Origin of the sequence: Burkholderia sp. BCC1988, from assembly GCF_905339895.1 — a bacterium.
In the GTDB taxonomy this organism is placed as follows: Bacteria; Pseudomonadota; Gammaproteobacteria; order Burkholderiales; family Burkholderiaceae; genus Burkholderia.
In genome coordinates, this window is record NZ_CAJPHA010000019.1 from 15,742 (window position 1) to 32,461 (window position 16,720).

Here is a 16,720-nt window from a genome sequence, read left to right on the forward strand (position 1 = left end):
ACGGAATACAGATGGACGACAATACTTCCGATCTCTTCGCCGGGTCCGACGCACCGGAAGCCGATGCGCTGACGCTCGGCAACTACGCGGAGCAGGCGTATCTCAGCTACGCGGTCAGCGTGGTGAAGAGCCGCGCGCTGCCCGACGTGTGCGACGGCCAGAAGCCGGTGCAGCGCCGGATCCTGTTCGCGATGAACGAAATGGGCCTCGGCCCCGACGCGAAGCCGGTGAAGTCGGCGCGCGTGGTCGGCGACGTGCTCGGTAAATACCACCCGCACGGCGATCAGTCGGCGTACGACGCGCTCGTGCGTCTCGCGCAGGATTTCTCGCTGCGCTATCCGCTGATCGACGGGCAGGGCAACTTCGGCTCGCGCGACGGCGACGGCGCGGCGGCGATGCGCTACACCGAAGCGCGGCTCACGCCGATCTCGAAGCTGCTGCTCGACGAGATCGACCAGGGCACGGTCGACTTCATGCCGAACTACGACGGCTCGTTCGAGGAGCCGAAGACGCTGCCGAGCCGCATGCCGTTCGTGCTGCTGAACGGCGCGTCGGGCATCGCGGTCGGCCTGGCCACCGAAATCCCGTCGCACAACCTGCGCGAGGTCGCGGCGGCGGCGGTCGCGTTGATCCGCAATCCGAAGCTTTCGCACGCGGAGCTGATGAACCTGATTCCCGGCCCGGATTTCCCGGGCGGCGGCCAGATCATCTCGAGCGACACCGAGATCGCGGCGGCCTATGAAACCGGCCGCGGCAGCCTGAAGGTGCGCGCGCGCTGGAAGATCGAGGATCTCGCGCGCGGCCAGTGGCAACTCGTCGTCACCGAGCTGCCGCCGAACACGTCGGGCCAGAAGGTGCTCGAGGAAATCGAGGAGCTGACCAACCCGAAGCTCAAGCTCGGCAAGAAGACGCTCACGCCCGAGCAGCTCAACACCAAGAAGGCGATGCTCGACCTGCTCGACGCGGTGCGCGACGAGTCGGGCAAGGAAGCGGCGGTGCGGCTCGTGTTCGAGCCGAAGTCGCGCACGATCGACCAGACGGAATTCGTGAACACGCTGCTCGCGTACACGAGCCTCGAATCGAACGCGACGCTGAACCTCGTGATGATCGGCGCCGACGGCCGGCCGGGCCAGAAGGGGCTGCTGACGATCCTCGACGAGTGGGTGAAGTTCCGCCAGCTGACGATGACGCGCCGCTGCCGCCATCGTCTCGCGAAGGTCGACGACCGCATCCACATCCTCGAAGGGCGGATGATCGTCTTCCTGAACATCGACGAGGTGATCCGCATCATCCGCGAGTCGGACGAGCCGAAGGCCGCGCTGATGAGCGCGTTCGGCCTCTCCGACCGCCAGGCGGAAGACATCCTCGAAATCCGCCTGCGTCAGCTCGCGCGGCTGGAGAAGATCAAGATCGAGAAGGAACTCGAGGCGCTGCGCGACGAGAAGGCGAAGCTCGAGGAACTGCTCGCGAACGAAAGCGCGATGAAGCGGCTGATGATCAAGGAGATCGAGGCCGACGCGAAGCAGTACGGCGACGATCGCCGCACGCTGATCCAGCAGGAAAAGCGCGCGACGTTCGAGGCGAAGGTCGTCGACGAGCCGGTGACGGTCGTCGTGTCGCAGAAGGGCTGGGTGCGTGCGCTGAAGGGCCACGGGCTCGACCCGGCCGGCTTCACGTTCAAGGCCGGCGATCACCTGTACGCGGCGTTCCAGTGCCGCACGCCCGATCGCCTGATCGCATGGGGCAGCAGCGGCCGCGTGTACTCGGTCGACGTGTCGGTGCTGCCGGGCGGGCGCGGCGACGGCGTGCCGGTCACGTCGCTGATCGAGCTCGAATCGGGCTCGCATCTGATGCACTACTACGCGGCGCCGGCCGATCAGCAACTGTTGCTCGCGTCGAGCAACGGCTTCGGCTTCCTCGCGAAGGTCGGCGACATGGTGAGCCGCGTGAAGGCCGGCAAGTCGTTCATGACGATCGATGCAGGCGCGGTGCCGCTCGCGCCGATGCCGGTACTGCCGAACGCGACGCAGGTCGCGTGTCTGTCGAGCGGCGGCCGTCTGCTGGTGTTCGGGATGGACGAGATGAAGACGCTGTCGGGCGGCGGCCGCGGCGTGATCCTGATGGCGCTCGACGACAAGGAAACGCTCGTGCAGGCGCTCGCGATCGACCCGGCCGGCGTCGTGCTGATCGGCACCGGGCGCGGCGGCAAGACCCAGGACGAAACGCTGTCGTACGCGGGGCTGGCGCCGCACGTCGGCAAGCGCGCACGCAAGGGCCGCGCGCCGGAAACGAAGCTCAAGGTCGTCAACGAGCTGCGTCCGCTGCTCGGCTGACGCCGCATCCGGTCGCCGGTTCGACCGGCATCGAAGGCCGCACCTCCGCTTCGGCGGGCGTGCGGCCTGTTTCTTTTGGGGCGACGCATGCAGGAAAGCGAGCGTGGCGCCGTCACACGGAACTTGCAAATATTGTGAAATAGCGCCAGGGGTCTGAACCGACCGGCGGTCCGCCGGTCGAACGTCGCTCGAGACCGCGCGTGACGCGGCTGTTCGTTGCACTCAACTCATAACAGGATTGCCGCCATGTCCCACGCCGTTGCCGTCGCGCTGTTTCTTCATCTGCTGGCCGTCGCCGTGTGGGTGGGCGGGATGGTCTTCGCGCACTTCTGCCTGCGCCCGGCGCTGTCCGACCTGACGCCACAGCTGCGGCTGCCGCTGATCGAGGGCGTGTTCGGCCGCTTCTTCAACTGGGTGTCGGGCTCGGTGATCGTGATCCTGCTGTCCGGCGGTTTCCTGCTCACGGCCTTCGGCGGCGCGCACGCGACGTGGACGCTGCATGCGATGGCGGGGCTCGGCGTCGTGATGATGCTGATCTTCGGCCATATCCGCTTCGCGCTGTTCCCGCGCATCCGCCGCGCGGTGCAGGCGCAGAACTGGCCGGACGGTGCGCGCGCGGTGAACACGGTGCGCCTGCTGGTCGTCGTCAACCTCGTGCTCGGCGTCGTGACGATCGGCGCGGCCGTGCTGTCGCGCGGCTTCTGATCGCCTCGCCGGCCTCTGATTTAGCGGCGCCGTTCGGCGCCCGCCGCCGGCGCGGTGCCGCGCGCCGCTACGCGGCCAGCATCGCGTCGAGCAGCCACGCGCCGGCCGGCCCGAGCGGCCGGTTGCGCGACCACACGGCATCGACCCGCACGCGGCGCGGCCAGCCGCGCGCGCGCAGCTCGCACAGCCGATCGCGCGCGAAGTGCTCGACCATCCAGCGCGGCAGCTCGGCCCAGCCGAACCCCAGCACCGCCATCTCCAGCAGCATCAGGTAGCTCGGCGCGAGCCAGCGCTGCGTGCCGACGACGATCCGGTCGGCGGCGCCGCGATCCTCCGGTTTCACATACGTATTGAGGCGCAGCTCGCGCGCGTCGCGCAGCGCCGCATGCGGCACGTCGGCGTCGCCATAGGCCGCCAGCGCGTGCGTGCGCCCGACGAACAGGCCGATCTCCGACTCTTCCGCCACCGTCGCCGCGCCGATATCGGGCGGATAGACCGCGCGCGCGGCCATCAGCCCGAGCTGTGCGCGACCCTGCTGGATCAGGTCGAGTACGTCCTCGTGCTCGGCAATCTGGCATTCGAGCTCGAGCGCCGGAAAGCGCCGCTCGAGCGCCATCAAGGTTTCCTCGTAACGCTTCGACTGGTACGTGTCGGACACGACGAGCGTCAGCCGCGCTTCCTCACCCTGCGCGAGCCGCGCGGCGGTGCGGTCGATTGCCGCGCCGGCCTCCAGCGCGCGCTGCACCTGCGGGAGCAGCGCGCGGCCGGCATCGGTCAGCGTCGGCGCGCGCGTCGAGCGGTCGAACAGCTGCACGCCGAGATCGATCTCGAGGTTCGCGATCGCTTCGGACACCGTCGACTGGCGCTTGCCGAGCTTGCGGGCAGCGGCCGTGAACGAGCCGAGCAGCGCGGCTTCGGCGAAGGCGAGCAGGGCTTCGGGGGCATGGCGCATACGGCGGGTCTCAGGGCTTTATATCGGTAAAACCGATGATATCAAACTGGATTCATGCGGTTTCGCCGATCAAAATGGCCGACATCGATTGTACGAACGCATCGGAGGGAACCATGAAGCAGATCAACAAAACGGTGACGGAACGTCTCGTTCATGCGCTGACGTTCGAGCTGGTGGCGATCGCGCTGTGCGCGCCGATCGGTGCGTGGCTGCTCGACATGCCGGTGTCGCACGTCGGCGTGCTGACGGTGATGGTGTCGCTGATCGCGATGGCCTGGAACATGACGTTCAACACGCTGTTCGACCGCTTCGAGCGGCGGGCGGGCCTCACGCGCACGCTCGGCATGCGGATCGCGCATGCGGTCGCGTTCGAGCTTGGTCTCGTCGCGATGGTGGTGCCGGTCGCCGCGTGGTGGCTGAACGTGAGCCTCGTCGAGGCGCTGCTGCTCGACCTCGGCATCGTGCTGTTCTTCCTGCCTTACACGTTCTGCTTCAACCTCGCGTACGACGCGCTGCGCGCACGCTGGGCCGCACGCCGCGTCGCGGTACCGGCGGGCTGAGCGGCAAGCGTCCGGCGGCGCGGGCGGCGACCGGGGCCGGCCGTCAGTGCGCGACGGCCCACAGCCACACGCCGCATGCGATCGCGACCGCACCGTAGACGGCATACACGGGCACCTTGAAGCGCGTGAAGCACAGCGTCGCGAAGGCGCCCGTGAGCCAATAGACGGGATCGGCCGGTTCGCGATGCAGGATCTTCACGACGGCGACGACGAGAAAGCCCGTCGTCGCCGCGCGCAGCAGGCGCATCCCGTGCTCGAAGCGCGAATGGCGCTTGAGCCGGAACAGATGGTTCTGCGCGAACACGACGAGACATCCCGACGGAATGAACAGCGCGGCGGTCGCGAGCAGCGCACCGCTCCAGCCGTCGGTCAGGTAGCCGAGAAACGGCACGACGTTCAGCAGCGGGCCGGGCGCCACCGGCGACAGCGCGAACGCGAGCGTGAAGTCGCGATCGGAGATGCCGGTGGCCGGCGACACGAACAGCGTCTTGAGCACGGGCAGCGCGGAGAATCCGCCGCCGAACAGCGTCATGCCGGCGCCGGCGAGCCGCGGCCACAGCAGCGTCTCCTGGTAGTCGCCGGGCAGCGGCAGTGCGAATACCGCGACGAGTACGGCCAGCAGCACGAGCAGGTTGCGGTCGCGTTTCGACAGCGTGACGTCGACCGTGGCGTGTTGCGGCGGCCCGGTGAGCCAGCCTGCTGCAAACGCCGCGAAAAGAATCCCGACGAAAGCGGCCGGACTATGCGCGAAAGCGAGCAGAATCGTCGACAGCGCGGCGATCACCTGTTCGAGCCGCGTGCGCGCGAGCGCGCGCCACTGCTTGACCCACGTGACGCCGATCAGCGCGGCAAGCACCATCCCGAAGTGATTGATCAGCACCGGCGCGGCCAGCGAGCGCACGACCGGCGTGCGGTAGAAGATCGCAAACAGCGTCATCAGCACGGAGAACGGAAGGACGCTCGCGATGCCGGCGACCCAGGCGCCCGCGCGGCCGTGCAGCGTCTGGCCGACCTGTACGGCGACATTACAGCCGACGGGGCCTGGCACGAGCCATGCAAGGGCGACGAGATCGGCGAATACGTGCGGCTCGATGCGCTGCCACCGCTCGACGTAGTGGCGTTCGAGCTGCGCCATCATCGAAAGCCCACCCCACGACAGCGCGGAAATGCCGGCGACGACCTTGAACAAGGCCCACAGGGATGCCTGTGCCTGTTCGACACGTTCGGCCGCTTCGACTTCGACGGTGGTCATGATGGTGTTGCGGTTGGCGCCGGGCCTGGTCTCGCGCATAGGGACGTGCCGGCGGCCCGCCGACACGATGGCCCTCCCGATTGTCCGCCGCGAGTCATGACACTGCCATGCGCGAAAACGCTAGTAAATGAACTAAACAACCGCATCGGAAGCCGAAATGATCGATGTGCCGCGCAACATGGGCCGTGCGGGTTGCAGGTTGCGGGTTCAGGCGCCGGTGCTCCCGGTCGCGCGGTGCGCGAGGACGTTCGGCCGGTTGCCGCGCACGCCGAAGCGCGCGATCAGCGCGGGGATCGCGTCGGCCGGCACGGGGCGCGAGAACAGGAAGCCCTGCGCCTCGATCTCGCCGAGCGCGGACAGCCATGCGATCTGCTCCTCGGTTTCGGTGCCTTCGACGACGACCGTCAGGCCGAGCGAGCGCGCGAGATGCACGATCGACGACACCATCACGCACACGCTGCGATCGTTCGGGATCGCCTGCACGAACGAGCGGTCGACCTTCAACGTATCGACGGAGAAGCGGTGCAGGTACGACAGCGACGAGTAGCCGGTGCCGAAGTCGTCGAGCGCGATCCGGATGCCGAGCTTCTTCAACGCGACGATCTTCTCGGACACGAGCTCCGGATATTCCATCATCGCGGTCTCGGTGATCTCGAGCTCGAGCCGGTTCGCGTCGATGCCGGTGTCCTGCAGCGCCTGCGAAATCGTCTCGATCAGGTCGCCGCGCCAGAACTGTACCGGCGAGATGTTGACCGCGAGTGTCAGCGTGTCGTGGCCGTCGTCGCGCCAGCGCGCGATCTGCTCGCACGCGGTGCGGATCACGAAGTCGCCGATCGGCACGATCAGGCCCGTCGATTCGGCGATCGAAATGAATTCGTTCGCGGAGATGACCCCGTGCTCGGGGTGGTCCCAGCGCGCGAGCGCCTCGAAGCCGGTGATCGTGCGGTGCGTCAGGTCGATCTTCGGCTGGTACGCGAGGAACAGCTGCCCCTCGGCGAGCGCGACGCGCAGTTGCTGTTCCCAGCGCATCAGGTGATCCGCGCGATGCGACAGGTGCGGCGCGTAGAACTGGTAGCAGTTCTTGCCCGCATCCTTCGCGCTGTACATCGCGAGGTCGGCCTTTTTCAGCAGGTCGATTTCGCTTTCGTTCGCGACGGTGTGCAGCGCGATGCCGATGCTCGCATGCAGCACGAACGAACTGCCGCGCACGTCGAACGGCTCGCCGAACATCCGGATGATCGCTTCCGCGAGCCGCACCGCGCGCCGTTCGACGTCGTCGCCCTTCATCACGACGACGAACTCGTCGCCGCCGATCCGCGCGAGCGAGCCTTCGTCGCCGACGGCATCCGACAGCCGCGACGCGGTCATCTGCAGCACGATGTCGCCGGCGTTGTGGCCGAGCGTGTCGTTGACGGTCTTGAAGTTGTCGAGGTCGATGAACAGCAGGCCGAGCCGCGACAGGCTGGCCGGCATCGACACGTCGTTGCGCAGCCCGCGCAGGGTCGCGTAACGGTTCGCGAGGCCGGTGAGCAGGTCGTATTCGGCGAGCTGGGTCATCTCGCGCTCGCGGCCGAGCAGCTTGCCGATCAGCCCCGTCGCGACGCCGAAGAACGCGAGCATCGCGAGCGTGATGAAGCTCGTCATCAGCAGGTAGACGTTGCGCGTATGGTAGTAGTCCGCGTATTCCTCGGTCTGCGACAGCCCGACCATCACCGCGAGCGGGTAGCCGTCGAGGTGGCGGTACGACACGATGCGCGTGACGCCGTCGATCGGGTCGATGATCGTGCCCGTGACGCGCTCGGCGATCGGATAGACGCCCGATGCGGAGAACGCCCCCGGTGCGTTGTTGAGCGAGCCGGTGCGCCGCGCGAGCACGGCACCCGTATCCGACACGACGGAGATCACGCCTTCCTTGCCGATCGCCGCGTTGTTGTAGAAGTCGTTCGTGAAGTAGCTCGGGTCTTCCGACACCACGACGATGCCGGCGAAGCTGCCGTCCGGGTTGTTCAGGCGTCGCGTCATCTGCAGCGTCCAGTGGCTCGACACGCGGCCGAGCACGGGCTTGCTGATGTACAGGCGATCGTCGTTGTGCGCGAGGTGGACCTTGAAGTGCTCGCGGTCGGACAGGTTGATCGGTTTCGGGTGGAGTTCGGCCGTGTTCGCGAACAGGATGCCCTTCGCGTTGACGAGCGAAACCTGGATCAGCGTGTCGCTCGGCACGACGCCTTTTTCGACCGTGCTCGCGAGGTTGAAGCGCGCGGGCGATTTCTCGAATTCGAACTTGACGAAGCGGGTGATCTGGTCGACCTGGTGTATCGCCTTGACCGTGTGCTGTTCGAGCGCGGACGACAGGATCGCCGCGGAAGCCGCCGCTTCCTTGTACGCGCTGTCCTTTTCGACCGACAGCCGCGCGATGATCACGGCCCACAGCAGCGCGAGCGCGAGCATCCCGAGCAGCGGGATCGCGAACAGCGCGCGCCGGCGCGACTTGCGTGGCGCGCGTAGCGGCCGGTTCGGCGGCGGGTGGTTTGACCGGGCGGAGCTCATCGAAGAGGGCGGCGTCCTGCTCGCGTGCGCCATCCCGCGTCGGGATGGCCGGCTATGGTTGGGGTCGCACCGGCGTCTGTTCGTACGCGGGATGCGCAACCATGGACAGACCCGCCGAAGCGACGGATTAGGCCCGATATTACTGGCTGGAACGTTTTTGCGATAGCCGGGGGAATCGTAGGGCGCCGGCCGGGCCGGCGCCATCGCACATCGCGAAATGTTACACGGGGGACCGGAAGGTGCCGTCGACGACCGTGACGACGTGGCCGCCGATCCACGTGGTGCCGTCTTCGGCATAGCTGACGAAGATGCGGCCGTCGCGGCCGATCGCCGTGCCCTGGCGGGCCGTATACGACTGGCCGGGGCGGCGTCCCTGCCGCGTCAGCAGCCCGGCCAGCGCGGCGTTTGCGCTGCCGGTGACCGGGTCCTCGCCGAAGCCGAAGTCGCCGCCCGTCATCAGGCAGCGGATTTCGAAGGTCGCGGGACCGCCTTCGGCATGCGGCGCGTAGACCGCGAGGCCGTCCGTGCCGTAGCGGCGCGTGAGCGCCTCCAGCGCGGCCGGATCGGGCGCCAGGCCGATGCACGCGTCGGCTGACTTCAGCCGCACGACCAGCCACGGCGCGCCGTTGTCGATCGCGCACGGCTCGGCTTCCAGGTCGATCGCGTCGCTGCGCAACGCGGCCACCAGTGCCGGGTAGTCCGAACGGTCGAGCGGCGTGAACCGTGCCGGCGGCGCGGCAAATGCCCAGCCATCGGCCTGTTCGCGCAGTTCGACCAGGCCGACCCCGCATTGCTGGACCAGCCGGCCCGGCGTGCGCGGCCGCGCGCCGCTTTCCAGGAACGCATGCGCGGTGCCGAGCGTCGGGTGGCCGGCGAACGGCAGCTCGCCCGCCGTCGTGAAGATCCGCACGCGGTAGTCGGCGTCCGGATCGGTCGGCGTGCAGACGAACGTGGTTTCCGACAGGTTCGTCCAGCGGGCGATCGCGAGCATGGCGTCGTCGCCGAGCGAGTCGGCGTCGAACACCACGGCGAGCGGGTTGCCCTTGAACGGCACCGACGTGAACACGTCGACCTGCTTGAAGCGGACGAGACGACCGGTCACCTCGATGCCCCCGTTACGCGACTTCGGCGATCAGTTCGATCTCCACGCACGCGCCGAGCGGAATCTGCGCGACGCCGAACGCCGAACGCGCGTGCTTGCCGGCGTCGCCGAACACCTCGGCGATCAGTTCCGACGCACCGTTCGTCACGACGTGCTGTTCGGTGAAGTCGAGCGTCGAGTTGACGAGGCTCATCAGCTTCACGATGCGCGTGACCTTGTTCAGATCGCCCGTGTGCGCGTGCAGCGTCGCGAGCAGGTCGATCGCGATCGCGCGCGCAGCCGCCTTGCCGTCTTCCGTCTGCAGGTCGGCGCCGAGCTTGCCGGCCCAGACCTTGCCGTCCTTCTTCGCGATGTGGCCCGACAGGTAGACCGTGTTGCCGCTTTGCGCGCTCATCACGTAGGCGGCGGCCGGTGCGCCGGCGGTCGGGAGCTCGATGCCGAGCGACTTCAGCTTGTCGTAGACGTTAGCCATGGATTCGATTCCTCGTGGATCGTAGAGAGTCGTGACAGGGAAAAAGCGGATCAGAGACGCTCGCGCAGCAGTTTGCCGAGGCGCGCGACGCCTTCCTCGATCTTCTCCGGCGGCACCGTCACGAACGACAGGCGCAGCGTGTTCTGCTGCGGGTCGTTCGCGAAGAACGGCGCGCCCGGCACGAAGGCGACGTGGTTGGCGACCGCGGCCTCGAGCAGCTTCATGCTGTCGATCTGCGCGGGCAGGTTCACCCAGATGAACATGCCGCCGTCCGGGCGGTTCCACGTGACGCCTTCCGGCATGTGGCGCGCGAGCGACGCGAGCATCGCCTCGCATTGCGCGCCGTACAGCTGGCGGATCGTCGGGATGTGCTCGTCGAGGAAGCCGTCCTTGATCACTTCGTGTGCGATGCGCTGCGTGAGCGTCGGCGTGTGCAGGTCGGTGGCCTGCTTGGCCTGCACGAGCTTGAAGTGGAGTTCCTCGGGGGCAATGATGTAGCCGATCCGCAGGCCCGGCGCGAGCACCTTCGAGAACGTGCCGAGGTGCACGACGTGATCCGGCGCCATCGACAGCATCGTCGGCAGCGGCTCGCCCTGGTAGTTCAGTGCGCCGTACGGGTCGTCTTCCAGCACCGGGAACGGGCTCGACTGCGCGAACGCGGCGAGCGCGCGGCGGCGCTCGACGGGCAGGCGGCGGCCGGTCGGGTTCTGGAAGTTCGGCTGCGCGTACAGGAGGCGCGCGCCTTGCGTGAGCGCGGGCGTGAGGCCTTCGGGCAGCAGGCCCTGCTCGTCGGTCGGCACCTGCACGTAGCGCGGCTCGTACAGCGAGAACGACTGCAGCGCGCCGAGGTAGGTCGGGGTTTCGACGAGGATCGGGCTGTCCGGATCGATCAGCGCCTTGCCGAGCAGGTCGAGCGCCTGCTGCGAGCCGGTCGTGATCAGCACCTGCGACACGCGCACGCTGTAGCGCTCGGCGATCCATTCGCGCAGCGGCAGGTAGCCTTCGGTCGCGCTGTACTGGAGTGCGGCCGCGGGCGCATCGCGCAGCACGCGGTCGGCCGCGGCGCGCATGCGCTCGGCCGGGAACGTCGCGGGAGCGGGCAGGCCGCCTGCGAACGAGATGACCTCGGGGCGTTCCGTGACCTTCAGGATCTCGCGGATCGCAGAGCTCGTCAGCTTGCGGGCGCGTTCGGAAAGCTGCCAGTGCGGCGGATGCAGGTCGCTCGGATTCATAGTCTCCTCGTTCGGATATCGTGGTCAGTCAAGAAAGGTCGGTCAGGCAGATTGCGTCGACGCAGCCGGGTGGGCGTGCGGGAGCGCGATCGGGCCGTCGCGGCCGGGTGGGCAAAACCGTTCAGGCAAAACGGACATTATGGCGCACCTCATCAACCGGCGCGAGCGGGACGCGGGGCCGTGGCCACCGCCGAGCGCCGGCCGAGCATCACGGTCGCGATCACGGCGGCCGCGAACAGCCAGGTCGACGGCGTCACCGTTTCGCCGAACAGCAGCGCGGAAAAGGCGATCGTGAAGAAGATCTGCAGCAGTTGCACCTGGCCGACGCGCGCGATGCCGCCCATGGCGAGCCCCGCGTACCACGCGAAAAAGCCGATGAATTGCGAAAAGAGGGTCACGTAGCCGAACGCGAGCCACGTGCGCAGCGCGAGCGGGGCAGGGTGCGCGACGTGCTGCGTCCATGCGAGCCAGCCGACCGGCAGCACGAGGAACGGCGCGGACACGACGAGCGCCCAGCAGATCACCTGCCAGCCGCCGATCTGGCGCGCGAGGCGCGCGCCTTCCGCATAACCGAGCGCGCCGATGCCGACCGCGACGAGCATCAGCGCGTCGCCGGCCTGCACCGTCCCGCCGCCGTCGCGCAGCGCGAACGCGATCACCAGCGCGCTGCCGGCCAGCGCACTGGCCCAGAACGCCTTCGACGGCCGTTCATGCGACAGCCACGCCGCGTACAGCGCGACGAACAGCGGCTGCAGGCCGTTGACGACCGCGCCGTGCGACGCCGGCACGGTCTTCATCGCCCACGCGGAGAACACCGGATACGCGATGATCACGCCGGCCGACACGACCGCGAGGCTTTTCAGCTGCGCGCGGGTCGGCAGCCGCTCGCGGCGCCACCACAGCAGCAGGCCGGCCGGCACCGACGCGGCGAGCGCGCGGCCGAGCCCGTTCAGCAGCGGGTTGAGTTCGGAGACGACGATACGCGTCATCGGCAGCGTGAGGCTGAAGATCATCACGCCGATGAGGCCGAGCAGCATGCCCCGGGTTTCGCGCGAATTCATGGACTGGGTGTCTCCGTATTGCAGGGTTCGGGTAATCGAAAGGGCGCCAGGGCGGTCAGCGCAGCGTGCGTGCGCCCTGCGGCGTGTCGAATTCGGCGACGAGCGCCGGCGGGCCGTCGCCGGTGTCGAGGTCGAGCAGATGGCCGGCGCCGAGCCAGTCGAGCTGCTCGCGGACGGCGTCCGCACGCGGGTGGACGCCCTTGAGCGCCTTCAGCGCGACGCCGTTGTCCGGCAGCGATTCGGCCGGATGGCGCGGGCTGTCCCACTGGATCAGCGACGGCACGAGGCCGTCGCCGGCGCCCTGCCACGCGGGGAACGCGCCGTCGTCGGGTACCGTGAGGCCCCAGCTCAGGTCGCCGCGCCGCATCGCGACGACCGGTGCGATGCGCGTCGGGTACTGGCTTTGCCACAGCGCGAGCCGGCGCGGGCGGTCGACGCGCGCGACCCAGTGCGCGAGGAACGGGCCCTGCGCGAGCCGCGCGTGCATCGCCGGATCGTCGAGCGCGAAGAGCCGCGCGCGCGGCGGCGTGGCGTCGTCGCCTGTCGCGGGCGCGTCGGGATCGATCGCGATCACTTCGAGGTACAGCCCGCCCCACGCGCCGAACAGCGCGTTGTGGGTGCGCATCAGCGGATGGCGGCCGCCGCCGGCCGGTTCGATGCCGAGCGCGTCGGCGACGTGGCGCACGCCTTCGTCGAGCGTACGCGCGGCGATCACGAGATGGTCGAGGGTCAGGGAGCGGGCTGGCATGAACGTCGGTCGGGAAGCGAAAGTGTCATGGTGGGCGGGCGACGCGCGGGACGGTTGGGCGGCCGGCCGGTGCCCGGCCGCGAATGCAGGCCGGACGGGGCTGCGCCGCATACGGCAGGGCCGGAACGGCGGCCGCACGATCGCCATTCCGGTCAACTGTAATCGTCGGCACCGGCACAGTAACGGTACAATCGGCGCGATAGCCTTCGGTACAGTTGGAGCCGCCGCCCATGTCCACCGTCCCACTCGCCCAGATTCCCGCGCCGCACGATACGGCCACGCTCACGCTCGTCGACCAGCTCGTCCAGTGGGCGCGGCGCCGCATCGACGAACGCGTGTTCCGGCCCGGCATGCGGATGCCGTCGATCCGCAAGCTCGCGCTCGACAAGAGCGTGTCGCGCTTCACCGTGGTGGAAGCGTACGAACGGCTCGTCGCGCAGGGCTACCTCGACTCGCGGCGCGGCTCGGGTTTTTACGTGCGCGAGCGCACGGCCACCGGCCCGCTGCCGGCCGACAACGTGGTGCGCGTGGCCGAGGCCGCGCCCGTGCACAACACGATCGACGTCGTCTGGCTGCTGCGCAACATGCTGCATACCGCCAGCCCGGAAAAAGGGCCGGGTCTCGGCTACCTGCCGGGCCGCTGGCTCGACGGCGAGCTGATCACCGGTGCGCTGCGCGCGCTCGGGCGCCAGTCCGGCGCGCAGATGCTCGGTTTCGGCACCGCGCAGGGTTTCCTGCCGCTGCGTCAGCAGCTGCAGACGCGGCTCGCGGAAGTCGAGATCGGCGCGAAGCCCGAGCAGCTCGTGCTGGTGTCGGGCATCACGCAGGCGATCGACCTGATCTCGCGGATCTACGTGCGTCCCGGCGATGCGGTGATCGTCGGCGATCCCGCGTGGTTCCAGATGTTCGGCCGCTTCGCGTCGCAGGGCGCGCAACTGGTCGGGATGCCCTATACGCCCGACGGCCCCGATCTCGACGCGCTGGAAACGCTCGTGCAGATGTGGCGGCCGAAGATGCTCGTGATCAATTCGGTGCTGCAGAACCCGACCGGCACGTCGCTGTCGGCCGCGCAGGCGTTCCGGATCCTGAAGCTCGCGGAGGCGTACGATTTCCTCGTCGTCGAGGACGACGTGTACGGCGACCTGTGCCCGCCGAGCTATTCGGCCACGCGGCTCGCGAGCCTCGACCAGTTGAAGCGCGTGATCTACCTGGGCAGCTATTCGAAGACGCTCGCGGCGAATTTGCGGGTCGGCTATGTCGCCTGCGCGCCGGAGATCGCGAAGGCGGTCACCGACCAGAAGATGCTGGTCGGGATGACGACGCCGGAGCTCAACGAGCGCGTGTTGTACAAGATCCTGACCGAAGGGCACTACCGGCGCCACGTCGAGCGGCTGCGCGCGCGGCTCGACGGCGTGCGCGACAAGACCGCGCGGATGCTCGAGCGTACCGGGCTGCGGCTCTTCACGATGCCGGCGGCCGGGATGTTCCTGTGGGCCGACACGGGCGTCGATTCGGATGCGCTCGCGGCCGCCGCGCACGAGGAAGGCTTCCTGCTGACGCCGGGGAGCCTGTTCTCGCCGCAGCAGTCGTCGTCGACATGGACGCGCTTCAATGTCGCGAACTGCGGCGATCCGGCGCTGCCGGGGTTTCTCGCGCGCTATATCGAATCGGCGGCGCGGCGCGCGTCGTGACGGCGGGCGGCACGCCGCCCTTGAAATCCGCTCGCCCGTCCCCAGATACCCGCGCAAACCGCCTGCGCCAGGCGGTCGTCCTTGACGGGCCCGCCGGCATCGCGCGCCGGCGCACCCGCGCTACACCATTCAAGTTCAAGTAAGAGGAAACAGCATCCATGGCACACGAAACGATGAGCTTTCAGGCAGAGGTCAAGCAACTCCTCCACCTGATGATTCATTCGCTCTACAGCAACAAGGAAATCTTCCTGCGCGAACTGGTGTCGAACGCGTCCGACGCGGCTGACAAGCTGCGTTTCGAAGGGCTCGCGGACAACGCGCTGTACGAGAACGATCCGAACCTGCGCATCCGCATCGGCTTCGACAAGGCGGCACGCACGATCACGATCGAGGACAACGGCATCGGCATGAGCCGCGACGAGGCGATCGCGAACCTCGGCACGATCGCGCGTTCGGGCACCAAGGAATTCTTCACGAAGCTGTCCGGCGACCAGCAGAAGGATGCGGCGCTGATCGGCCAGTTCGGCGTCGGCTTCTACTCGGGCTTCATCGTCGCGGACAAGATCACCGTCGAGACGCGCCGTGCGGGCCTGCCCGCGAACGAAGCCGTGCGCTGGGAAAGCGCGGGCGAGGGCGATTTCACGATCGACGCGATCGAGCGCGCGCAGCGCGGCACGAAGATCACGCTGCACCTGCGCGAAGGCGAGGACGAGCTGCTGTCGTCGCACCGCCTGAAGTCGATCATCCAGAAGTATTCCGATCACATCGCGCTGCCGATCCTGATGCAGAAGGAAGAGTGGGATCAGGAAAAGGGCGAGATGGTCCTGAAGGACGAGGACGAGACGGTCAACCAGGCGAGCGCACTGTGGACGCGCTCGAAGAGCGACGTCACCGACGAACAGTACACGCAGTTCTACCAGCACATCGCGCACGACCACCAGGATCCGCTCACGTGGACCCACAACCGCGTCGAGGGCCGCAGCGAATACACGCAGCTGCTGTTCGTGCCGGCGCACGCGCCGTTCGACCTGTGGAACCGCGACTACCGCGGCGGCCTGAAGCTGTACGTGAAGCGCGTGTTCATCATGGACGACGCCGAGCAGCTGCTGCCGCAATACCTGCGCTTCGTGAAGGGCGTCGTCGATTCGGCCGACCTGCCGCTCAACGTATCGCGTGAAATCCTGCAGGAAAGCCGTGACGTGAAGGCGATCCGCGAAGGCGTGACCAAGCGCGCGCTGTCGATGCTCGAGGAGCTCGCGAACGCGGAAGAGGATGCCGGCAAGGAGAAGTACAAGACGTTCTGGAGCGCGTTCGGCCAGGTGCTGAAGGAAGGCCTCGGCGAGGATCACGCGAACCGCGAGCGCATCGCGAAGCTGCTGCGCTTCGCGTCGACGCACGGCGACACCGACGCGCAGGACGTGTCGCTCGCCGACTACGTGTCGCGCATGAAGCCCGAGCAGAGCAAGATCTACTACGTGACCGCCGATACGTGGCAGGCCGCGAAGAACAGCCCGCACCTGGAGGTGTTCCGCAAGAAGGGTGTCGAGGTGCTGCTGCTGACCGATCGCGTCGACGAATGGATGCTGTCGTTCCTGCACGAATTCGACGGCAAGCCGCTCGCGAGCGTGGCGCGCGGCGATCTCGACCTCGGCGAGCTGAACGACGAGGAAAAGAAGGCGCAGGAGCAGGCGGGCGAGGCAATCAAGCCGGTCGTCGAGAAGATGAAGGAAGCGCTCGGCGACAAGGTGAAGGAAGTGCGCGTCACGTTCCGCCTGACCGATTCGCCGTCGTGCCTCGTCGCCGACGACAACGACATGAGCGGCTATCTGCAGCGGATGCTGAAGGCGGCCGGCCAGAACGCGCCGGCGATGCAGCCGATCCTCGAGATCAATCCGGAGCATGCGCTGGTGAAGCAGCTGAACGCCGATAGCGCCAACTTCGGCGACTGGTGCCATCTGCTGTTCGACCAGGCGTTGCTGGCCGAAGGCGGGATGCTCGACGATCCGGCGAGCTTCGTGAAGCGGACCAACGCGCTGCTGCTGTCGCGCAGCGCGTGAACGCGCGG

General features: G+C 68.0%; 13 protein-coding genes. 5 read left to right on the top strand and 8 right to left on the bottom strand.

Annotation, left to right across the window (positions count from 1 at the left end; translation table 11 throughout):
• The first annotated feature begins 11 nt into the window (after positions 1–11).
• Together parC and U4012_RS25145 are read left to right on the top strand one after the other, a co-directional pair.
• Positions 12–2,333 carry a DNA topoisomerase IV subunit A gene (gene parC / locus U4012_RS25140; protein WP_321802089.1) on the top strand — a complete coding sequence of 774 codons (2,322 nt, stop codon included), beginning with the start codon at positions 12–14 and terminating at the stop codon, positions 2,331–2,333.
• 246 nt (positions 2,334–2,579) lie between these two features.
• Entirely contained in the window at positions 2,580–3,038 is a 459-nt protein-coding gene (locus tag U4012_RS25145) for a CopD family protein (RefSeq protein ID WP_044846424.1), read from the top strand.
• A 67-nt stretch (positions 3,039–3,105) separates the two neighbouring features.
• Here the strand turns inward: U4012_RS25145 and U4012_RS25150 are convergent, their stop codons facing one another.
• Complete coding sequence (locus U4012_RS25150) at positions 3,106–3,990, bottom strand: LysR family transcriptional regulator (protein ID WP_124521587.1); 885 nt, start codon at positions 3,988–3,990, stop codon at positions 3,106–3,108.
• A gap of 113 nt (positions 3,991–4,103) precedes the next feature.
• Between U4012_RS25150 and U4012_RS25155 the strand changes: the two genes are divergently transcribed.
• Positions 4,104–4,550, top strand: a complete 447-nt coding sequence (locus U4012_RS25155; RefSeq protein ID WP_321802090.1) for a multidrug/biocide efflux PACE transporter — start codon at positions 4,104–4,106, stop codon at positions 4,548–4,550.
• Positions 4,551–4,593: 43 nt separating this feature from the next.
• On the opposite strand, the gene U4012_RS25160 is transcribed toward U4012_RS25155, so the two are convergent.
• From U4012_RS25160 to U4012_RS25190, 7 genes are all read right to left on the bottom strand, one after another.
• The gene (locus U4012_RS25160; protein WP_321802091.1) at positions 4,594–5,802 is read right to left on the bottom strand and encodes a chromate transporter; all 1,209 of its coding nucleotides are present in this window, start codon (positions 5,800–5,802) and stop codon (positions 4,594–4,596) included.
• Between the two features lie 207 nt (positions 5,803–6,009).
• Complete coding sequence (locus U4012_RS25165; RefSeq protein ID WP_321802092.1) at positions 6,010–8,349, bottom strand: EAL domain-containing protein; 2,340 nt, start codon at positions 8,347–8,349, stop codon at positions 6,010–6,012.
• 220 nt (positions 8,350–8,569) lie between these two features.
• A complete protein-coding gene (locus tag U4012_RS25170; protein WP_321802093.1) occupies positions 8,570–9,451 on the bottom strand; it encodes a PhzF family phenazine biosynthesis protein in 882 nt (293 codons plus the stop codon).
• Between the two features lie 13 nt (positions 9,452–9,464).
• The gene (locus U4012_RS25175) at positions 9,465–9,923 is read right to left on the bottom strand and encodes a RidA family protein (protein ID WP_034190720.1); all 459 of its coding nucleotides are present in this window, start codon (positions 9,921–9,923) and stop codon (positions 9,465–9,467) included.
• Between the two features lie 50 nt (positions 9,924–9,973).
• The gene (locus U4012_RS25180; RefSeq protein WP_321802094.1) at positions 9,974–11,155 is read right to left on the bottom strand and encodes a PLP-dependent aminotransferase family protein; all 1,182 of its coding nucleotides are present in this window, start codon (positions 11,153–11,155) and stop codon (positions 9,974–9,976) included.
• Positions 11,156–11,307: 152 nt separating this feature from the next.
• On the bottom strand, positions 11,308–12,216 hold the full coding sequence (locus U4012_RS25185; protein WP_006752871.1) for a DMT family transporter: 909 nt from the start codon (positions 12,214–12,216) through the stop codon (positions 11,308–11,310).
• 55 nt (positions 12,217–12,271) lie between these two features.
• Complete coding sequence (locus U4012_RS25190; RefSeq protein WP_257772920.1) at positions 12,272–12,964, bottom strand: VOC family protein; 693 nt, start codon at positions 12,962–12,964, stop codon at positions 12,272–12,274.
• Positions 12,965–13,194: 230 nt separating this feature from the next.
• Between U4012_RS25190 and U4012_RS25195 the strand changes: the two genes are divergently transcribed.
• Positions 13,195–14,655 (top strand): PLP-dependent aminotransferase family protein, encoded by a 1,461-nt coding sequence (locus tag U4012_RS25195; protein ID WP_124487178.1) that lies wholly within the window; start codon positions 13,195–13,197, stop codon positions 14,653–14,655.
• A gap of 158 nt (positions 14,656–14,813) precedes the next feature.
• Entirely contained in the window at positions 14,814–16,712 is a 1,899-nt protein-coding gene (gene htpG, locus U4012_RS25200; protein ID WP_044846431.1) for a molecular chaperone HtpG, read from the top strand.
• Positions 16,713–16,720: the final 8 nt, after the last annotated feature.